The sequence below is a fragment of the Mycolicibacter acidiphilus genome, assembly GCF_018455725.1.
Classification (GTDB): domain Bacteria; phylum Actinomycetota; class Actinomycetes; order Mycobacteriales; family Mycobacteriaceae; genus Mycobacterium; species Mycobacterium acidiphilum.
This window is the reverse complement of record NZ_JAHCLR010000067.1, coordinates 1-19,161: the sequence shown is the minus strand read 5'-3', so window position 1 is coordinate 19,161 and position 19,161 is coordinate 1. Positions and strand designations below refer to the sequence as shown.

The following is a 19,161-nucleotide window of genomic DNA, read 5'->3' as shown; positions in this document are numbered from 1 at the left end:
GGTTTGTACCCGGTGACACGATCCTTACCAGCACCCCGTATACGGCTACCAGTCGATACCCACGCCACGCCCGCCAAATTCTGCGATGAACCAGCTGCTCACTCGGCTGGTCACCGCGCAGGTGCCGGCCGCAGTTGCGTGACTGCTCGATCACGAAAACATCACGAGGCTCGGCGTGTCTAACGCGGCGTAGCTGCTACGGACTGCCAGGCTTCCGGTATGGCTCAACCGCATAAGGGCAATCGGACGCTCATCGCGGCGCGTCCTGCCCAAGACGTGTATGAGGAAGTGCGACGCCGGGCGGCTGCATTGGGCATCAGCATTTCGCAATACGCATCCGACGTACTCGCCGAGCACATCGGACGCCCCGATCTGGTCCGGGAGCTCAACCGTGACCGCGAGGAGGGTTTGCCGCTGGCTATGTGAGCAGCAGCCCGGGTGACTGGCACCGGGCAGACGTGACAGCTCAATAAACGACGAAACCCCCGGTTGCACCCGAGGGTTTCGGTGCCCCTCGAAAGGGACGTGTCTTGGTCGACTCGTCTCACGGTAGCGCATATCTGCCTCGGCTTCGAGTCGACGCGCTAAACCGTGACCAGTATCTTTGCCCGCACCGTGGTGGCTTGCGGGTTGTCGCAGGTCAACACCCCACCGCTGCTGATAGTGGTGTAGCGGCGTCTCGGCGTCGGGCGTGGATCACCCGTGCGGGTGCGTGTACGGCGAGTGTGCCGGTGTGGCGCAGTCGTCAGGCGTGGCTCGACGATGTGCAGGCGTGGGCGACCTCCCCGCAGCTAGCAACCGTGTGTCGTGGGGAGCGGGTGTCGATCACTGCCCCCACCTTGCTGGCGATCGCGGCGGTGATGGCTGCGCATGCCGATCACGCCACCGGCCGCCACGTGGCGATCACCCGCGCCACCATCGCCACCGCCGCCGGCTGTGGCCCCGACACCGTCACCGTGGCCTGGCGGGTCCTACGAGTGGCCGGCTGGGCACTGGAAGCCCAACGCGGCCACGGCTCCCCAGGAACACCGTCGGTCGGCCGGCGCCCGTCGATCTACCACCTGACCCCCCACCGCCCATCGTCACAGGCCCGGCATCCACAGCCCGTCCACCACAACGATGCCCCACCGCGGGTTGTGGAGTTTCCCGACCTACCGCCGAAGGCGGGGTTTAGTCCTTCTGGTCCTGTAGGGACTCACTCACCAAGCGCGCCCCGGCGCGCCCGCAAGAATCCTGATCGACCTCCCAACCGGCCGGCGGCCCGCAGGCCGCGGCCCTTGGCGCTGCAGCGCCTGGCCGCCGGGCTCATCGCCAGCTGCCACGGACTCGGCCACGGGCACGCCGGGGCGATCTGCGACGTGCTCACCGCCGCCGGAATCAACCCCGACCACTGGTCAGCACGCCAGATCACCACCGCACTCAACGCCGACATGGCCACCACCGGGTACACCTGGCCTGATCAGATCACCTGTCCTGCAGCGTTTCTCACCACACGCCTCAAACGGATCGACTGGACACCCCCACCGGTCAACGACGGCGGCTACGCCGCCGGCCCCGACAAGAAGCAGCCGGCCCCGGGCACCGCCGCAACCCCCAGCACCCAGCACGCCCGCCGGCAAACCCAGCAGGAGACCCGGCATGCCCGGTTCGCCGCCCAAGCCGCTGCCCGTGCTGAGCATGCCCAGGCCCGCGCGCGCGCCCGCGCTGCCCTGGGCGGCCCCGGCCACACCGCCGCCCGCACAGCCCTGGCCACCGCTCTGGCCGCCCGCCGCCGCACCACCGCACAACCCACCACACCCAGTGCCGAGACGGCGGCCCCGCCACCGCCCACTTACGTTCCGTATTGTTCCGTCAATACCGTTACGTCATATATTGACGGAACAGAACGTAACGGTTAGGCTTGAGGGCATGAGCGACGACACAGCCCCCGCTGTCACCTCCGGATCGGGTGCCGACGGCCCCGCGCCGACCCCCAGCGCCCCCGCGGCCGGTGCGGCTGCCAGTGCCGGCGGCGGTGCGGCGGTGGGGGTGCGGGTGTGCCGGTTCCCGGGCTGTGACCGCCCGGCCCGCTCCGATGCGGCGACGGGGCGGCCGTCGCTGTACTGCGAGCAGCCCGGCCCCGATGGGGGGCCGGTGCACAATCGGGCCACCGCCTGGCGAGCACGACGCGCCGCCGAACAACAACCCGCCGGTGGTGCTGGCGGTACCGGTGGAGAGCAGCCGGTGGGAGTGGCCCCGGTGTCGATGGCGCGGGTCTCCTTGGAGCAGCGGGTCGCCCAATTGCCGACCAAGATTGATGACCTGCAAGCGTTTCTGACCGCAGTGGTCACTGATCTGCGGGCCGCCGGCGATGTTGAAGCCGCCGGCGCTGAAGTCGCTGACGCTCACCGTGACGCCCTGGCCAAGATCACCGCCGCCGAACAACAGGTCGCTGACGCTGAGCGTGCCCGCCGTGACGCCGACCGGCGTGCCGATGACGCCGCCGCAGCCCGCGCCGAAGCCGATGCCGCTGCTGAGGACGCCACCGCTGAGACTGCCCGGGTGCGCGACGAGTTGACCGCACAACTCGCCCAGGTGCGTGCTGATGCCGAGCAGGCCGCCGAAGCCGCCCGTCAGCAGTTAGCCACCGCGGCCGCGGAGACCGAACACGCCCGCGCGCAGGCCGCCACCGCCCGCGGTGAACTCACCGCACTGCAAGCCCAAGCCGCCGCCGACAAGCACGCCCTGGCCGCACTGCGCGACGACCTCGAACAAGTCCGCGCCGACGCCCGCGCCCAACGCGAGGCCTTGCAGCAGGCCGCCGAGGAACGTGCCACCGCCCTGGCCCAAGCCCTCGCTGCTGCCCGGGAAACCGCTGAGGCCTACAAGGCGCAGCTGCATCGTCAAGGCTGAGTCCAGGGCATTCTGCCCAGTAAAGCGTTACCTGCGCGCTTTTGAGGTGGGCAGGGCGGTACGTCGTTCGATTTCCTGATCGAGCAGTGTGTCGCGGTTGCGTTCGCTCCGGGCGCGGGATTGCCGCAGTGATAGGTCGACCAGCTCCCACAGCGGCCGTGCCGCGGTAGCACACCATGTCACCCGGGGGCAGCGCCTACTGATCTGCAGCACACCCCAGGTTGCGGCGGCCACCAACAGAAAGCTGATCCACACCGGCCCGACCGCGGCCCCGGCGGCGAGCCACATCAGCGCAACCAGTCCGACGGCGGCCAGACTCGTTACACCACAGATCACCCGCGGTTTGATATCCAGGTGCCGGCGCACATGATCCGATACGGCGTTTGTCCACCTACTGTGTGTGGCCATTCCGATGCCCAGGCTGATCAAAACTGCGAGCACTGCGGGAAGAACAACAAAACCAGTCCGCAACCCCCAGATTTTCCCTGCGCTCAGTGGGACCTCCGGCGGGGGGCCATGCGGCCCAGTGACGATCAGACACACCAGCACCGCAGCCATGCAGACCCCCTGCGCCAGGCCCACGTAGGCGAGTCGCTTCCAGCACGCACGCATTGCTGTTCGGCGCACACTGTCCGCCTCGGCGACCGCGTCGATGCCTGCTTTGATGAGTGCGTTGACGGGAAGCGGTCGCGGCACCTTCCTGGCCGCCAGTTCGCCATCCCAAGCTTTCAACGTAGCGAGGTGTTTCACCGCTTGGCGGTGCTCACTGGCACGGTCAGCACTGTTGCGCTGATCGCGGGCGGTCACCGCCAACTGCACCGTCACGACCGCGAACACACTGACTGCGATGGCAGCCCCGAGGTCGTGACCGGATTCGGGCCGAAGGTTAGCCCACACCGCCACCCCCGCTATCAACGCAGCACCACCGGTCAGCGCGGCTGCGCGCTGCAGACTCGTTCGCCACTGCGAGATAGCCGCCTGAGCTAACAGGCCGGCCGAACTGTTGTCGACGGCCAGAGCAACGTTGATCGTCGCGCAGACCGCAACCGCTGCCAGCACCACCATCAACGCCGCATCAGGACTCAGCCGCCCCCGCACCTCGTCACCAACAGCGCCAAGAAAACGTAGCGAGAACGGCGCGGGTGCCTCGACGCCGGAGAACAACGACACGACATAAAGGTGGGTACTGACCACCCCGTAGACCAGGGACAGCACAACCATGATCAGCAGCACGGCCCGCAGCCGATGAGAACGACGGATCTCCGCACGCTCAGCTTCAACAGCCTCACCGTCGGCGAGCAATTCCGCACTAACCGCGGCCCTGTCGGCGGCCTCGTCGACCCCCGGCCGTCTTCTGCGCACCGACCAACCCCTACACCGCAGCCGACTCCGCCCGTTCACCCCATCACCTTCCCCTCGGCGCCACCTAAACTCCTTGCTCCCACCGCAGCCCGCCCAAAAATTCCAGCACAGTAGCACAAAACAGTGCACCTACCCTGACCAGCGCAAACCCTTTCCAACCTCCCCGCGCGCTACACACCTCTTGCATTAAGGTCACAAACAGATAACATTATGTCTCGATGGAATAGGGATGGGGGTGTGTTTGTGGATGCCGAGCCGGTGATGTTGGAGGCGCGCACCGACACGACCCGTGCTTGTCCGCGCTGTGGAAACAGTGTCGCCATGCCGGCGAAAAGGCGGGGCCGTCGACCCATCTGGTGCTCGGCGACATGCCGGCGTGCTGCCTCCGCTGAGCGTCTTGCCGCGGCCCGTACCGGCACTGCGGTGGCGGTGGTGGAGGTTCCTCGTGCCCACCTGCCCGACCCTGATGCCCGCTTGCCCATCCCGTCGATGCACACCTTGAGCCGACTGTTTTTAAGCTCCGATTTTCAGTGCCGGATGTTGCTGGAACACCTGGAGCGCCGCTACGCCCGTGGGGACATCGACGGTGAACTGCGCACCGTGGTGGAGCGGTTCGCCGCCGGTGTGGAGCGCACCCAAGTGTTGGACGCTGACCCTGATTACCAAGCGGCCCGCACCGACATCGAACGCTTACGCGAGTACCTGCGCCGCGACGTCGAACGCGCCACCCAACGCGACCGCGAACTGGGGCAGCTGCGCCATACCGCCGCACAGGTCTACAGGCTGCAAGCGCGCATCGCCGAACTCGAAGCCGCCACCCCCGCCGGTGGGGTCACCGACACGATCGCCGACGGGCACCCGCCGTCGCCGCCGCCGGCCCGCACCTGGGCACCCACCGCACCGCCGGCACTACCGGGGTTGAGCCGTCAACAACGCCGCGCAGCGCAACGCGCCGCAACCAAAAACCGGTAACCAACCCGCCAACCCGGCACGGTTGCGCAGGCGGATCGCTAATTCCTGCGACGCCACCGCAGTCGCCGTGATGCCGGGCTACACGCGGTCATACTGCCGTCCCCGCGGCCGGGATCCTCGCGTGTGGACTGTGCGATCTGATCGGGCAACTCGAAGACCACACTGTCGATCAGCGCCGTGGTAAGTGCGTCGCGGCGGGCGGTATCGATGAGCACCCCGGCGTCCTCGGGATGCGGCATGACACCGTAGGCGGCACCGTATTCAGCGGTGACGGTGTCGATGAGGTCATCGAAAACACTGCCCAACTGCCCGGCGATGCGATCGGCATGAGAGGCGATGAACGCCTCACACCGCTGCACAGGCCAGCTCGCCGGAAACGTCAACCCCTGCCGAAACACCACCTCGATGGCCTCGGTCAAACCCCACTGGGCGCTACTGAACGGCTCACCCCACTCGGCGAGAACGTCATCGAAAAGCCCCCCGAAAACCACACCACCATCGCCCATCACGTGGTCCTCCCGGTCTCCCGAACCTCACCCGGGCGATGAAAGCCCGTTGAGAACACGATGCCCCACCCCACCGACACCCCCGGGGGGCGTCAGAACACACCACACCCCGGTAACCCCCACCCCGCCAGGGGGCGGGCTCTGGGCGCGGTGCACCGGAGACCCGGACCGGACCGCAGCGGTGATGCCATCTGACGCTGGCGGGGGTGGTTTTAGACTGCACGGTGTGGATTCGCTGCGGGTCAACCCGGTCGGGCTGCACCAGGCGGCGGGCCGGGTTGCAGACGTGGGCGGCCAACTCACCGGCACCGCACCTGCACAACCACCGAGCGCCGGCGAATCCTGGCAGTCCAGTGTGGCGACCGCGACCACCGCACGTACCGGTGCCGCCACCGACGAAACAGTGCTCGCCGCCCGGGTCGGCGCCACCGCCAACAAAGTCACCGTCGCGGCGGCGACCTACACCCGCACCGACACCACAACGGCATCGGCACTGGCCGGCCAGGTGGTGTAGTGCGGTGATCAACGGGTTGCCGAGCCTGGCCGAGATCGAAGCGACCACCGTCGATCACCTGACCGGCCTCGCCGACTACCTCACCGCCCAGGCCGCCCGGATCAGGCACTGCTTCACCGAGGCCCACGAGATCATCAGCACTGCGCCCTGGCAGGGGCAGGCTTACAACGCCGCCTACCGGCGCTCGGATGCCGATCGGGTCATCGCCGTGCGCGAAGCCGAACAACGCATCACCGCAGCCGACATCGCCCGCCGCGGTGCTGAGAACATGATGCTGGCCAGGACCGCCACCCTGGGCGGTGTCGCCGAAGCCCGCGCAGCCGGGTTCGAAGTCCGCCAAGACCTCGTGTGCAATGCGCACACCCCCGGCCGGTCCTGGGAAGAAGCCGTACGGCTGCAACCCCAGGCCAACGAGCTCACCGCCAAAATCCGTACCCAAGCCGCCAGCATGGTCTACATCGACCAAGACACCACCAGCAAACTCGCTACCGCCACCGCCAGCTTCGGCACCCTCACATTCACCGAAACACCCATCCCCACCAACAACGGCCACGGCATCCAACTCGTCGACCACACCTGGAAACAAGCCCCACCGGAAGGCCCCACCGAACCAGCCGGCGCAGACGGTGGGGCCGGCCGACCCTACGACCCCAACCCCAAATACCCAGGTCGTAACAACCTCGGCCATTACAGCGATGGCAACACCGGCAGCGCTGACGGTGCCGCAGCCGCCGAAAAAGCACTAAAAGACCGTGAAGACGACACCGGGATTCCACTGATCCGACAGCAGATCAGGGTGGCCATGACCGATCCGAAAACAGGGCAGATTCTGGTCGACGAGAAGACTGGGCGACCGCTGTATCGCTACTACGACGCGTTAGAGCCCATACCCGGACAACCAGGCAAATACACGGGCATCGAAGTTAAGTCCGGCGGTGCCGACTGGACCCGAACTCAACGGTTCTTCGATAAAACCGTATCCCCGGACATGCCCGCCAGAGGAATGCTCAACGGTGAACCGGTGGAAGTCATCAAAGCTCGAAAGATTGACGCCCCGGCCTTCGTTCCCCCGACAGCGGCAGGTGCTGATGGGGGTGCTGGCGGTGCTGCCTCGGGGGCACCTGCTGGTGGGAGTCCTGCTCCGATCATTAGCCCGCCACCGGCTCAGCCGTCGATCCTGGACCACCCCGCGGCCGCGCCGCCCATGCCGCCGCTGGATCACCCCGCCCCGGTCACACTGCCGCCCACAACCTCAGAGCTGCCCCTGCTACCACCAGGGGCTGCTGCGATGCCGCCGGAAGGCTTCGACCTGCTCCCCCCGGAGCTGACCCAGGTACCGATCGCCACCGAACCACCCGCCGGTCCCACGATCACCTTGCACACGCCGGCGTTCAGCGCCCCCACCCCCGAGCAGCTCAGACAAGCCGGTGAAGTCGGTGGAACCACCCTGGGCTTCGGTGCGGTCCTGGCATTGCTGGCAACGCTGCTTTCACCGACATGACCTCACCCGAGCACCCGGAAACGGCGGCTGAGCAGCTGCTCACGGCACCCACGCTCGCGACCCTGGTGGCCGCCCATGTCGATGACCTTGTCGAGATCGGCTCCGATGACGCCCCCGAATGGGTGATGCAATGCGGGGTGCCGCCCGGATGGCGGCCCGCGCGCCTGGACAACAGCCCGCAGTACCCGACGCGGATCACCGTCTACGGTCACAACCCTGACCACGGCTGGGACGGCTGCGAAACCATCAGCGTCTACCAGTTCACCGGCACCCTGCCCAGCGAGGTCATCCACACCAATGCCGACTGCACCCTGCGCGGCCTGAACGCCCAGAACATCACCGCAACGACACTGACGACACCGTCGGCACCCGGAATAGCTGCAGTGCGCGCCAGTGGGTACTTCACCGCCGGCACCCGGCGGATCTGGGCGCAGTACAGCACCTATGCAACCTCGAGACCCCGAGTCGGCCGGGGCTTGCTCATCGAACACACTCTGTTCGTCGTCGCCGACCGCCAAACCGACCTCACCATCGACATCACCCAACTCAGCAACACCATCCACCAGGCATTCCAGGCCACCACCACCAGGTGAACCAGCCTCCCGGTGGTCCACCGTCAGCCTCGCCACCCCGTCGACTCCCTGATCGTCGGATCTCGCGGCCGCTGCAGGGTGCGGCGTGTCAGATCGAGCAGATACATTTGCGGTTATGCCGGCCTTCACCCATGTCCTCGAATACAGCAGCGGCCGGGCCGAGTCGTTTGGCTTGACTGACATCGACGAGTTCTCCAGGGTGCTCCACAGATTCAACGGTCTCGACCGATTCGTGCTGCTTTTGTGGGCGCTTCCCCCGGGGATGGACTACGAAGAGGGTGTCGCTGCTGGCGCTAATCGGGAGTACCTGCAAGCGCTCGGGCGTGCCGAGGCGATGACGGTGGAGATCTGTAAATCCGGCGGTGCGCAGTGGGGGGTCGACTGGGTGCGTTACGTCATCGGCCATCCGCACGACGGTGACGAAGAGGTTCAAGATGTGCCGATCGTTCTTCCGAGAAGTACCGAAATGAGAAGCCGTACACAGATTTTCGACGCTGACGAAGCGGCTCAACTGTTCTACAGCTACTACAAGACCGGTGACATCCCACCCGGCTACACGCTGCACCCCGAGCAGGGCTTCACCAAGGAGGGCGGCAACATCGACCTACGTACCCAGGCGTCGTAGTAGCCGCCGTCTTCGATGTCGGGACCGTGCCGAGGCGATGAGGAACCGTAGAAGTTCGATGCCGACGCCGTCGACGCGATCTTATGTGCCCATATTTTGTTCCGTCCGTCGAAATCCCTGAACCTGCTGCACAGCATCTTTGATGCCGATAATCCCCCGGACAAGCCGCCGGTACATCGTGTCACTGTTCGTGTCGATACGTCCGAAGCCGAGTCGCAGATCAGCATCGGCCGGGCAAAGCCCAGATTCCGCGAGTTTCACGGCGATATCCGGGCGTTCCGCCTCAGCAACCTGAATCCATTCGACAACATCGGGCAACCAGGTCAATACCCACCGTTCGGTGAGTCGCTCCGCTCGATCCTGTTCCTCGGGTGTGTAGCTCCCTCGTCGGCTACGTCGTGGCTCGATCGCATACCGATAGATTGCGATCTGAATTTCACCAGGACTGCGAGAAGCAGATGTTGGCCTCCGGCTCGCGCGACGCGCCCTCGCAAAGGCTGCTCCGAATCCCCCGTCATCAGAGGCCGCTGCGGAGCGTGATCCGCCGAGAGAAGCACCATAGTCCGCGACATTCAGTCGGTTGACATCGGTATCCAGCTTCTCCCGGACGATCTGCGCAACCCGAGGGCTGAGGGTGCTGCTGGACGACTTGACGAACTCGCCCAGTTCCGAACATGCCAGAAGAACCTCCTTCGACGTGCACCCCAGCTCCTTGGCCAGTTCATGTACCCGAATCAGCATTGCTCACCACCGTTCGTTGTTCACTGACGCATCGGCCTGGGGCGGAAGTGTCCAGAATTTATTAGTGCGCCACGAACAGCGTACGGGCTGCCACCGACACCGGAAAGAAACACAATCACACGGCTATTAGCAACATGTGAGCAAACGGTTCGTGTGTGAGTGTTGCCCTGTGGATAAATGGCTTAACATGCGGGTTAGACGACGGCTTTGCGCGAAATCTTAGTCCGGGCGGCGGTCATTTCTCATCGAGCAGGCCGGACAGTGAATCCACGACTTTCATCGTCTCGACTGGGCGGTGTCAAGTGGTGGAAGCAACGGAGTTGGCCAATAGCTGGGTGAAGACCTCTCTGGGGGTGCGGAAGCCGAGGATGGCGCGGGGACGGTCGTTGAGTTCGTCGGCGATGGCGTCGAGGTAGGGCTGGTGGTCGGTGATGTCGGTGCCCTTGGGCAGGTACTCGCGGATCAGGCCGTTAGTGTTTTCGTTGGTGGGCCGCTCCCACGGCGAGTGCGGGTGGGCGAAGTACACCGGCAGGTCGGTGGCCAGGGTCAGCGCGGCGTGGCGTGCCATTTCGGTGCCCTGATCCCAAGTCAGCGATCCGCGCACCTGAGCGGGCAGGTTGCGCACACAGTCGATGAGCACATCGGCCAGGGCGTCGGAGTTCTTGCCGTCGGGCAGGCCAAGGATCAGCGTGAAGCGGCTGGTGCGTTCGACCAGGGTCGCTGCGGCGGACTTGCCGGCGCGGCCGATGATGAGGTCACCTTCCCAGGCGCCGGGTACTCGCCGGTCGGCGACGTGGTCGGGGCGGTCGTCGATGGAGACCATGCCGATGATCCGCCCACCGGTGCGCTCTCCGAGTGGTTTGCGGCGTTTGCGTTGGGTTCGCTTGGATCGCAACATGATTCCCGATTTAGCGAGCTCGCCTTTGGGCAGTGCGTAGATCCAGCGGTAAATCGCCTCATGCGAGACGGTCGCGCCATCGGCTGCCGGGGAGTGCGCCATGGTCTCCACGGTCGCGTCGGTGGCCTCCAGACGCAAGCGACCGGCGATCTGGCGCGGCGTGCGCGAGCGTCCCAGGTCCGCCCGGATTCGAGCCTGCAGGACCGGGTCGGTGTCGATCTTGAACGCCTGTGGGCAGCGCCGCCGGCGTTGGGCTTCGCAGTCGGCATGCACCAGCCGATACCCACGGGTCTTGGTGCTGTTGCGGCGCCGTTCACGCCATACCACCGACCGGTCACGGCCGATCTTGCCGGCGATCTCGGTGTCCGACAACCCGGCCTGGATCCCGACCGCGATGTCCGACCGATCCTCGAACGTCAGCATCCTGCGCCCCACCTGCAACCCCCACCTGTCAGCAGCCCGTTGCTACGACGCTATGACACCGCCCTGCCACGGTGGTGACCTTCTTGATCAGGTCGACGATGTAGGTCGGGTCGTCGTGTTCGTCGCACCAGTCGTTGGGGTCGTTGACGATGCCGGATGCCTTGTCGGTTTTCACCTGGTAGCGGTCGATGAGCCAGGCCAGCGCCGACCGGGAACCGAGCAGGTACCGCTCCGCTTCCTCCGGGATGCCGGTGATGGTGACCTTGCCGTCGTAGATCAAGGTGGTGGTGTCGTCGACATTTTTGCCGGTGGCGGGGTCTTTCTTCTTGGCCCACTTCATCTTCACCACCCGCCAGGTCTCCCGGTCCTCCGGTTTCGCGGTCGACGTCAGCTGGACGTCGAGCGGGTACGGCTGCACGGTCTCGTAGTTGACGTGCAGGTCGGCCAGGCGGCCGCCGGCGGCGGCGAGCCGCTCGAAGCGTTCCCGGGTTGCCGGGGTGGGGATGTGCGGCAGCATCTTCTTCAGATCGGCGGCGTATGCCGTGCGGTAGGCGGGGTCGTGCAGTAACCCGTAGACGTAGAAGAAGATGTTGTCCACCCGCCGGTAGCCGTACTCGTCGACCTCGTTGTCGCCGACGGATCCGAAATCCATTCCGCCGTTATCAGATTCGGCCGACTCGTAGGTCCAGCGGGCGAAGAATTGTCCGCCGCCTGATCCCCAGAATGAGAGATCAGGGGCCGACCTTGATGCGAGGCACGGAAAGGGCTTGTCGGAGCCGGTGCGGGTCTGTCCGGTATTCGGTGTAAGTGGCGTCCTCGGCTGGCAACCTGGCCAGCATTCAACCTCAGGCGATCTCTCCTGGTGCGTTCGATGCGGCGGCGGTGAAGCGTGACTGCACATCCGCCCAGTTGACGACGTTCCAGAATGCTTTGGCGAAGTCGACTTTAACGTTGTGGTATTGCAGGTAGAAGGCATGTTCCCACATGTCGAGAAGCAGTAGCGGGGTGATGCCGAGTGGGAAGTTGGTCTGGTGGTCATATACTTGGAAGATCAGCAGTTTCCTGCCAAGTTCGTCCCAGCCGAGGGCTGCCCATCCTGAGCCCTGCACTGTGGTCGCCGCAGCATGAAATTGCGCTCGGAATCCGTCGAAAGATCCGAAGGCGTCGTTGATGGCTGCAGCGAGTTCTCCGGTCGGCTTGTCGCCACCGTCGGGTGACAAGTTTTTCCACCATATGGTGTGGTTGACGTGGCCAGCGAGGTGGAATGCGAGATTTTTCTCGTTGAGCAGGATCGCTGAGTGCTCATCGTTGGCGCGTGCTTCTGCGAGTTTGGCGACGGCAGCGTTGGCGCCGTTGACGTAGGCGGCATGGTGTTTGCTGTGGTGTAGCTCGTTGATCTGTCCGGAGATGTGCGGTTCGAGTGCTCCGTAGTCCCAGTCGAGGTCTGGCAACGTGTAGTCAGCCATGGGTGTCCTTCCCTTCGATGGTTGATGCAGGTGTTGCGTTGAATAATTCAGGTGGTCTGATCAATTCAGGCGTTGTTTGAGGGCGTCGAATTCGTCGCGCAGGCCGGTGGGCAGTTTGTCGCCGATGAACTCGAACCACTGCTCGATCAACGGCAACTCCGCCCGCCACTCATCAGCGTCGACCGCCAACGCGGCATCCACATCAGCAGGGTCCACATCCAACCCGGTCAACTCCAGATCACTGGCGTGCGGCACGGTACCGATCGCGGTCTGGGCACCACCGGCGCGACCCTCCACCCGATCGATGACCCACTTGAGCACCCGGGAGTTCTCCCCGAACCCCGGCCACAAGAACTTGCCGCCCTCACCACGACGGAACCAGTTGACGAAGAACACCTTCGGCAACTTCGACTCATCAGCCTGCTTACCCAGATCGATCCAGTGCGCCATGTAATCCCCGGCGTTGTAACCGATGAACGGCAACATCGCCATCGGATCCCGACGCACCGCACCCACCGTGCCCTCAGCAGCAGCAGTCTGCTCCGAACCCATCGTGGCACCGATGAACACCCCATGCTGCCAATCCCGAGCCTGCGACACCAACGGCACCGTCGTCTTGCGCCGCGCCCCGAACAGGATCGCCGAAATCGGCACACCCGCCGGATCATCCCACTCCGGGGCCAAGATCGGACACTGCGCCATCGGAGTGCAGTACCGCGAATTCGGATGCGCCGCAGGAGTCTCCGACGCCGACGACCAGTCGTTGCCCTTCCAGTCGATCAAATGCCCCGGCACATCCCCGTCGATACCCTCCCACCAGATGTCGTTGTCATCGGTGTGACCGACATTGGTGTAAATCGTGTTGCCGGCCTCCAGAGTCTTCATCGCATTCGGGTTCGACGCATTCGAGGTACCCGGCGCCACCCCGAAGAACCCCGCCTCCGGATTCACCGCATACAACCGGCCATCCTTGCCGAACCGCATCCAGGCGATGTCATCACCGAGAGTCTCCGCCCGCCACCCCGGAATCGTCGGCTGAATCATCGCCAGGTTCGTCTTGCCGCACGCCGACGGGAACGCCGCCGCCACGTAATACGCCTTGTTCTCCGGCGAGATCAACTTCAAAATCAGCATGTGCTCGGCCAGCCAACCCTCATCATGGGCCATCGCCGACGCGATCCGCAGCGCGTAACACTTCTTACCCAACAGCGCGTTACCGCCGTAACCCGAACCGTACGACCAGATCTCCCGGGACTCCGGGAAATGCGTGATGTACTTCTCGGTGTTGCACGGCCACGGCACGTCCGCCTGACCCTCGGCCAGCGGCGCACCCACCGAGTGCAGGCCCTTGACGAACGCGCCGTCGGTGCCGATCTTCTCCAGCGCGGCGGTGCCCATCCGGGTCATGATCCGCATCGAGGTGACCACGTACGGCGAGTCGGTGATCTCGATACCCAGCTTCGGGTCATCGGCGCCGAGCGGGCCCATGCAGAACGGGATCACGTACATGGTGCGCCCACGCATGCAGCCGCGGTACAGCTCGGTCATGGTGGCCCGCATCTCGGCGGGGTCCACCCAGTTGTTGGTCGGGCCGGCACCCTCGGGGGTCTCGCTGCAGATGAACGTCCGCGACTCGACCCGCGCGACGTCGGCGGGGTCGGAGAGCACCAGGTAGGAGTTCGGCCGCTTCGCCTCGTCAAGCTTGACCGCGCTGCCGGCCGTCACCAGCTCACCCATCAGGCGGTTCCACTCGGCGTCGGTGCCGTCGGACCACTCCACCCGGTCGGGCTGGGTGAGCTCGGCGATCTCCCGGACCCAGGCGAGCAGCGCCTGGTGCTTCGTCGGTGCGGTGTCCAGACCGGGAATGGTCGCTGAGGTCACTGAACTCTCCTGACACGGTGCTGATTGGTGGGTTGAGTCGCCCGGATACGACGAAATGACCCGATTATAATTCGGATCACCGAACTATAATCTTTGGGAAGCCTGATTTCGATGATCCGTGGGGGTCGGTAGGTTCTCCCGGTGGTTTCCGACGACGAGGCGGTGACGCAAGTGTCCAAGCGATGTGGTCCGGCAGTCCGACACACCAGCCGGCAGGGGGTGCGCCGATGAGCAGCCGCCTGGTCGATCGTGTGCACGCCATTAACTGGAACCGGGTACCCGACCCCAAAGACGCGGAGGTGTGGGAGCGTCTCACCGGCAATTTCTGGCTGCCGGAGAAGGTCCCACTGTCCAACGATATGGCGTCGTGGCAGACCCTCACCGAGGCTGAACGGCAAGTCGTCGTGCGGGTGTTCACCGGCTTGACACTGCTCGACACCGCCCAGGCGACGGTCGGTTCGGTGTCGATGATCGCCGATGCGGTCACCCCACACGAGGAAGCGGTGTTGACCAACATCGCGTTCATGGAATCTGTGCACGCCAAGAGCTACAGTTCGATCTTCTCCACCTTGTGTTCCACCAAGGAGATCGACGCCGCGTTCGACTGGTCAGAGGACAACCCGCACCTGCAACGCAAAGCGCAGATTATCGTCGACTACTACCGTGGTGACGATCCGTTGAAACGCAAGGCCGCCTCGGTGATGCTGGAGTCGTTCCTGTTCTACTCCGGGTTCTACCTGCCGATGTACTGGTCGAGCCGCGGCAAGCTGACCAACACCGCCGACATCATCCGGCTGATCATCCGTGACGAAGCAGTCCACGGCTTCTACATCGGCTATAAGTGCCGCACCGCGCTGGATCGTCTCGATGACGCCGCCCGGGCCGATCACCGCGCCTACACCTACGATCTGTTGGAAACCCTCTACGACAACGAGGTCGACTACGCTCACGACCTCTACGATGAGCTGGGCTGGACCTCAGATGTGCTGCCCTACATGCGGTTCAATGCCAACAAAGCCCTGGCGAACCTCGGCTACGAGCCCCTGTTCCCCGCAGATGAGTGCCGACCCGACCCGGCGATCCTGTCCGCGCTCGACCCCGGCGGCAAGGAAAACCATGACTTCTTCTCCGGATCTGGCAGCACTTACGTGATCGGGAAACAGAAACCCACAGAGGATGCCGACTGGGATTTCTGACGGAGAACACCCAGCCCGCCTTCGCGCGTTCGCCCTGCGCGATGGTGACTCGTCGGCAGCTTCCAGTTCCCGCCGGGATCGCGCTCATCTCAGCCGGTAGCACCCAGCTTGTTGTCTCCTAGCGTGATGGGAGGGGATACGGCTCGCCAATGTTGGGCAGCCCATTCGTTACGCGGCGGCCATGTGGCTGAGTGCCCGGTACAGCGTGGAGCGTCCCACCCCGAGGGTGTGGGCGACTTCCTCAACACGGTGGCCGGCGGCGACCAGGGTGCGGGCCTGGGCAAGCTGGCTGTCGGTGAGGCTGGGGCGGCGGCCGAGCTTCGTGCCGCGGGCTTTGGCGGCCGCCAGACCGGCCTGGGTGCGTTCGACGAGCAGGCTGCGCTCGAACTCACCCAGGGCACCGAACACCGACAGCACCAACCGCCCCGAGGCACTACCGGTGTCGATCGACTCCGTCAGGGAGCGTAGGTGGATTCCGTTCTGGCTCAACGACTCCACCAACTCCAGCAGGTTGCGCAGGGAACGGGCCAGCCGGTCCAGGCGCCACACCACCAGGGTGTCGCCGGCGCGGAGGTGTTCTAGGCAGCGGTCCAGTTCGGGGCGATGCGACATCGCCCCGGAGACACCGTGATCGGTGTAGACCTTCTCCACACCCGCGGCGGTGAGGGCGTCGAGTTGAAGGTTGGGGCTTTGATCCGCCGTCGAGACGCGGGCGTATCCGATCAACATGGAGGTCACCATCCCAGAAGCAGCCGACAGACCAGTTACGGGAACCCTATTGCGGGACAACCATCCGAGACCGCCCGACCAGCAGATTCCGCCGGCGGCGACGGTGCGGCCGGATCATCCCGGAACCGTGCGTTAGCGGGACACAGGCTCGGATGGCTCGTGTTGCTCCAGGAATTGAGCAGACTCCGTATCAGGAACCAGCAGCTTAGATTTCAGCCAGAGAGTTACCGGGCTCTGACGCCATAGCCCAATCTTCGACCACCACCCATCAAGCTTCGGCTGCAATGCCCAACGTCCGCAAAACGCCGCCGAGCAGGTGAACACCGTGACCCACAGCCACATGGCGGCGTTGACCACGCTGTCTTGATTAAGGCGCTGTCGCTCGATGAGCAGCGTCGCCACTACACCCAAGATGAGAAGCAAGACGACAGGGCCGATTGCCAGCAGCCGTTTCACCCGGCGGTACATCCTGCTGGGTACAAACGCGGGCACGATGAATGCCGCAGTCAATATCCATATCAGCAGGAACGCCTGCGACAGGCTCTTCAGTGAATCCCAGCCTGGAGGGAGGTCGGCTAACTCCTCCGGTGGGGCCGCCTGGAACCAATGCCAGAACGACCGCGCGAACATGAAAGTACCTACGCCCGCCAGGCCAGTGGCCAGGCGAAGCGCGCGGTTAAACCACTGTGCACCCGGTGCTATCGGCTCGACCACTAGGACGACGCAGCTCAGTAGCAGCGCCCAGGCGCCGACGAATGACGAAAAGTCCGTGTGCACAACAAACCCCCCTCCGTGTAACAACGCAATGACGTCATTACGTCGTTACGTTGTCCTTTAGCCAGTCCGTGGCCATCTCGGTCAGGATCCTGCTCATGCTGGTGTCGCGATCAAGTGCTGCCTGCTTGAGTGCGCGCACTGTGGCGCGGGGCAGGTACACCGTGGCCCGCTGCATGTCATCGGCTGGTGACCGAAACGCCTCAGCGGCCCGCTTGGCCGGCTCCGTCTTAACCCGTGCGGCCATCTTCGACGACAGATCAGGCATGGACCATCGCCCCCATCAACTCGGTCAGCACATCGTCGTAGCCGTGCAGATGGCCTGGCGTTGCACCGTAGGCCCGTCGTATGCCCTCCCGGCGAACGATGGGTGTGCTGATCACAGGGATCTCCTCGCTCTCCAGGAGTACCCGCACCTCGTCGGCCAGCCGTGTACGCATATCCACCCCGGTCAACAACACGGCGGTTGGTCGGTGTGAGGTGATCTCCAGAGTCGGCCACACTCGGCGGACGTCCAGTGGCGAGGCCCCGGTCGGCACGACCACCATGTCGGCTACCTCGATCGCCTCCTGGATTACCTGCGCCGTACCGGGCGGTGTATCGACGATCACCAACTCCCGGGTCCGATCAACCGCCAAAGGGCGGCCCGCCGCTACAACGGGAAATGGAAGCGGGGCGTCACCCTGAGCATCCGCCGCCCATTCCAGAGCCGAGCCCTGCGGGTCGGCATCCATCAGCACCACGTCTAGGCCACGCCGCTGCGCGGCCGTCGCCAGGTACACGGCCGAGGTCGTCTTAGCCACCCCACCTTTGGTGTGAACCAGAGAGATCACAGTCATACGCAGACTGTACGCAATGACGTAATAGCGGCAATGCACCGACACGCTGTAATGCAATGACGTAATGACGTTGAGTGCGGTCCCAGCCGTGCTGTAACCGCCTGCGGAGTCCCGTGCCAGGTACGCTTCGGGCGGATGCAGTCGGCTGGGCCGGCTGTTCGTGAAGAAGCCTCCCGCAGGTACCCGCCCTGCCGGAGGCTTCCTTGTATGTCTGATGCGCGACGTAGCGAACTGACGTGGTTCCGTCCATGTGGGCGGACGCGGAAGCTCCCTTGAATAAGGGGCCACCCGGAACCCGGCCTGCGAACGAGTGAAAGACGCATTCCACATGACTCAGCCCCACATCTACGTAGATGAGACCAAGAAGTCCGGCTATCTGCTTGTGGCCAGCGTGCACATGCCAAGCAACGCAACAGCACTACGTGACACCGTGCGGCGGCTTCTTCTGCCCGGTCAGCGCTACCTGCACATGAAAGACGAGAAAGATGGCCGCAAACGCACGATCGCCGCAGCATTCGTCAACGCCGGCGCCCAGGCAACCGTCTACCGCGCCGGCGCCCGCCACCCCAACGAACGTGAACGCAGGGCGGCTTGTCTGCGCGCCTTGGTAGAGGACCACGCGGTGGCCGGAGCCCACATCATCTTGGACCAAGACGAGACGATGACCCGCTGGGACAACCAGAAGCTCATCGAGTTCACGCGCGCCACCGACTGTCGTGACCGGCTGAGGTACGAACATCGGCACGCGCACAGCGAGCTCTTACTCGCCGTGCCAGACGCGATTGCCTGGTGCTGGGCCAAGGGCGGCCAGTGGCGAAGCCTCGTAGCGCCAGCGATCACCGCGGTGCGAGACGTTTAACCGGCCCAAAAATGCGCGAAGCCCGAGCGCCACGGTCGTCCGGCCGGGTCTCGGGCTCACTTCCTGAAGCTCAGCGCAACAGGCACCTCAGACTATACGCACAAACAGAATGAGGGGCCAGCCTCGCGGTGCCGCCGAAACGCACCTCGGCCGATCGTCCAAGACGTAATAACGTAATTACGTCTTGTGACATCGAGAAGGGCAACGCCAAGCATTGGCGTAACGATGCATTGACGTTATTACGTCACCGCGCCTCATCGTCCCGGAACGGTTTCGGAGGTCGATCCGCTCCATCGACCAGGACCTCGTCGATACCGGACCTGGACCGCAACTCCTGGTGGGATACCACGTATAGGGGTGTCGGTAAGGATCGTGTCACCAGGTACAAAC

Annotated in this window: 20 protein-coding genes and 1 pseudogene; 10 read left to right on the top strand and 11 right to left on the bottom strand. The window is 64.6% G+C overall.

Features of this window, described 5'->3' with window-relative positions:
* The first annotated feature begins 219 nt into the window (after positions 1-219).
* The 3 genes from KIH27_RS20420 to KIH27_RS20410 all read left to right on the top strand — a co-directional run bounded on the left by KIH27_RS20420 (position 220) and on the right by KIH27_RS20410 (position 2,892).
* Positions 220-426 carry a toxin-antitoxin system gene (locus tag KIH27_RS20420; protein WP_065016085.1) on the top strand — a complete coding sequence of 69 codons (207 nt, stop codon included), beginning with the start codon at positions 220-222 and terminating at the stop codon, positions 424-426.
* A gap of 851 nt (positions 427-1,277) precedes the next feature.
* Positions 1,278-1,898: a hypothetical protein gene (locus KIH27_RS20415; RefSeq protein ID WP_214094801.1), complete on the top strand. Its 621-nt coding sequence runs from the start codon at positions 1,278-1,280 to the stop codon at positions 1,896-1,898.
* 10 nt (positions 1,899-1,908) lie between these two features.
* On the top strand, positions 1,909-2,892 hold the full coding sequence (locus KIH27_RS20410) for a hypothetical protein (RefSeq protein WP_214094800.1): 984 nt from the start codon (positions 1,909-1,911) through the stop codon (positions 2,890-2,892).
* A 27-nt stretch (positions 2,893-2,919) separates the two neighbouring features.
* On the opposite strand, the gene KIH27_RS20405 is transcribed toward KIH27_RS20410, so the two are convergent.
* Positions 2,920-4,125: a hypothetical protein gene (locus KIH27_RS20405; protein ID WP_214094799.1), complete on the bottom strand. Its 1,206-nt coding sequence runs from the start codon at positions 4,123-4,125 to the stop codon at positions 2,920-2,922.
* Positions 4,126-4,791: 666 nt separating this feature from the next.
* Here KIH27_RS20405 and KIH27_RS20400 point away from each other — a divergent pair.
* Positions 4,792-5,226: a class I SAM-dependent methyltransferase gene (locus tag KIH27_RS20400; RefSeq protein WP_250150470.1), complete on the top strand. Its 435-nt coding sequence runs from the start codon at positions 4,792-4,794 to the stop codon at positions 5,224-5,226.
* Between the two features lie 38 nt (positions 5,227-5,264).
* On the opposite strand, the gene KIH27_RS20395 is transcribed toward KIH27_RS20400, so the two are convergent.
* Positions 5,265-5,732: a hypothetical protein gene (locus KIH27_RS20395; RefSeq protein ID WP_214094798.1), complete on the bottom strand. Its 468-nt coding sequence runs from the start codon at positions 5,730-5,732 to the stop codon at positions 5,265-5,267.
* Between the two features lie 226 nt (positions 5,733-5,958).
* On the opposite strand from KIH27_RS20395, the gene KIH27_RS20390 reads away from it, so the two are divergent.
* From KIH27_RS20390 to KIH27_RS20375, 4 genes are all read left to right on the top strand, one after another.
* Positions 5,959-6,246 carry a hypothetical protein gene (locus tag KIH27_RS20390; RefSeq protein WP_214094797.1) on the top strand — a complete coding sequence of 96 codons (288 nt, stop codon included), beginning with the start codon at positions 5,959-5,961 and terminating at the stop codon, positions 6,244-6,246.
* 4 nt (positions 6,247-6,250) lie between these two features.
* Positions 6,251-7,747 (top strand): hypothetical protein, encoded by a 1,497-nt coding sequence (locus KIH27_RS20385; protein WP_214094796.1) that lies wholly within the window; start codon positions 6,251-6,253, stop codon positions 7,745-7,747.
* Entirely contained in the window at positions 7,744-8,340 is a 597-nt protein-coding gene (locus KIH27_RS20380) for a hypothetical protein (RefSeq protein ID WP_214094795.1), read from the top strand. The genes KIH27_RS20385 and KIH27_RS20380 overlap by 4 nt, the downstream gene beginning before the upstream one ends.
* 115 nt (positions 8,341-8,455) lie before the next feature.
* Positions 8,456-8,965: a hypothetical protein gene (locus tag KIH27_RS20375; RefSeq protein ID WP_214094794.1), complete on the top strand. Its 510-nt coding sequence runs from the start codon at positions 8,456-8,458 to the stop codon at positions 8,963-8,965.
* A gap of 81 nt (positions 8,966-9,046) precedes the next feature.
* Here the strand turns inward: KIH27_RS20375 and KIH27_RS20370 are convergent, their stop codons facing one another.
* The 5 genes and pseudogenes from KIH27_RS20370 to KIH27_RS20350 all read right to left on the bottom strand — a co-directional run bounded on the left by KIH27_RS20370 (position 9,047) and on the right by KIH27_RS20350 (position 14,374).
* The gene (locus KIH27_RS20370; protein WP_214094793.1) at positions 9,047-9,706 is read right to left on the bottom strand and encodes a translation initiation factor IF-2 N-terminal domain-containing protein; all 660 of its coding nucleotides are present in this window, start codon (positions 9,704-9,706) and stop codon (positions 9,047-9,049) included.
* A 298-nt stretch (positions 9,707-10,004) separates the two neighbouring features.
* The gene (locus tag KIH27_RS20365; RefSeq protein ID WP_214094792.1) at positions 10,005-11,027 is read right to left on the bottom strand and encodes an IS30 family transposase; all 1,023 of its coding nucleotides are present in this window, start codon (positions 11,025-11,027) and stop codon (positions 10,005-10,007) included.
* Between the two features lie 28 nt (positions 11,028-11,055).
* A pseudogene (locus KIH27_RS20360) lies at positions 11,056-11,805 on the bottom strand (type ISP restriction/modification enzyme); the annotation flags it as partial.
* Positions 11,806-11,872: 67 nt separating this feature from the next.
* A complete protein-coding gene (locus KIH27_RS20355) occupies positions 11,873-12,493 on the bottom strand; it encodes a superoxide dismutase (protein WP_214094790.1) in 621 nt (206 codons plus the stop codon).
* A 60-nt stretch (positions 12,494-12,553) separates the two neighbouring features.
* On the bottom strand, positions 12,554-14,374 hold the full coding sequence (locus KIH27_RS20350) for a phosphoenolpyruvate carboxykinase (GTP) (RefSeq protein WP_214094789.1): 1,821 nt from the start codon (positions 14,372-14,374) through the stop codon (positions 12,554-12,556).
* Positions 14,375-14,601: 227 nt separating this feature from the next.
* Between KIH27_RS20350 and nrdF the strand changes: the two genes are divergently transcribed.
* A complete protein-coding gene (gene nrdF / locus KIH27_RS20345; RefSeq protein WP_214094788.1) occupies positions 14,602-15,570 on the top strand; it encodes a class 1b ribonucleoside-diphosphate reductase subunit beta in 969 nt (322 codons plus the stop codon).
* Between the two features lie 168 nt (positions 15,571-15,738).
* Here the strand turns inward: nrdF and KIH27_RS20340 are convergent, their stop codons facing one another.
* From KIH27_RS20340 to KIH27_RS20325, 4 genes are all read right to left on the bottom strand, one after another.
* The gene (locus KIH27_RS20340) at positions 15,739-16,299 is read right to left on the bottom strand and encodes a recombinase family protein (RefSeq protein WP_214094787.1); all 561 of its coding nucleotides are present in this window, start codon (positions 16,297-16,299) and stop codon (positions 15,739-15,741) included.
* A gap of 132 nt (positions 16,300-16,431) precedes the next feature.
* Entirely contained in the window at positions 16,432-17,076 is a 645-nt protein-coding gene (locus tag KIH27_RS20335) for a hypothetical protein (protein WP_214094786.1), read from the bottom strand.
* A 37-nt stretch (positions 17,077-17,113) separates the two neighbouring features.
* Positions 17,114-17,341, bottom strand: coding sequence for a hypothetical protein (locus KIH27_RS20330; protein WP_214094785.1), 228 nt, complete (start codon positions 17,339-17,341; stop codon positions 17,114-17,116).
* Complete coding sequence (locus KIH27_RS20325; protein ID WP_214094784.1) at positions 17,334-17,912, bottom strand: AAA family ATPase; 579 nt, start codon at positions 17,910-17,912, stop codon at positions 17,334-17,336. The genes KIH27_RS20330 and KIH27_RS20325 overlap by 8 nt, the downstream gene beginning before the upstream one ends.
* 328 nt (positions 17,913-18,240) lie before the next feature.
* Here KIH27_RS20325 and KIH27_RS20320 point away from each other — a divergent pair, with 328 nt between their 5' ends.
* Positions 18,241-18,771, top strand: coding sequence for a hypothetical protein (locus KIH27_RS20320; protein ID WP_214094783.1), 531 nt, complete (start codon positions 18,241-18,243; stop codon positions 18,769-18,771).
* Positions 18,772-19,161: the final 390 nt, after the last annotated feature.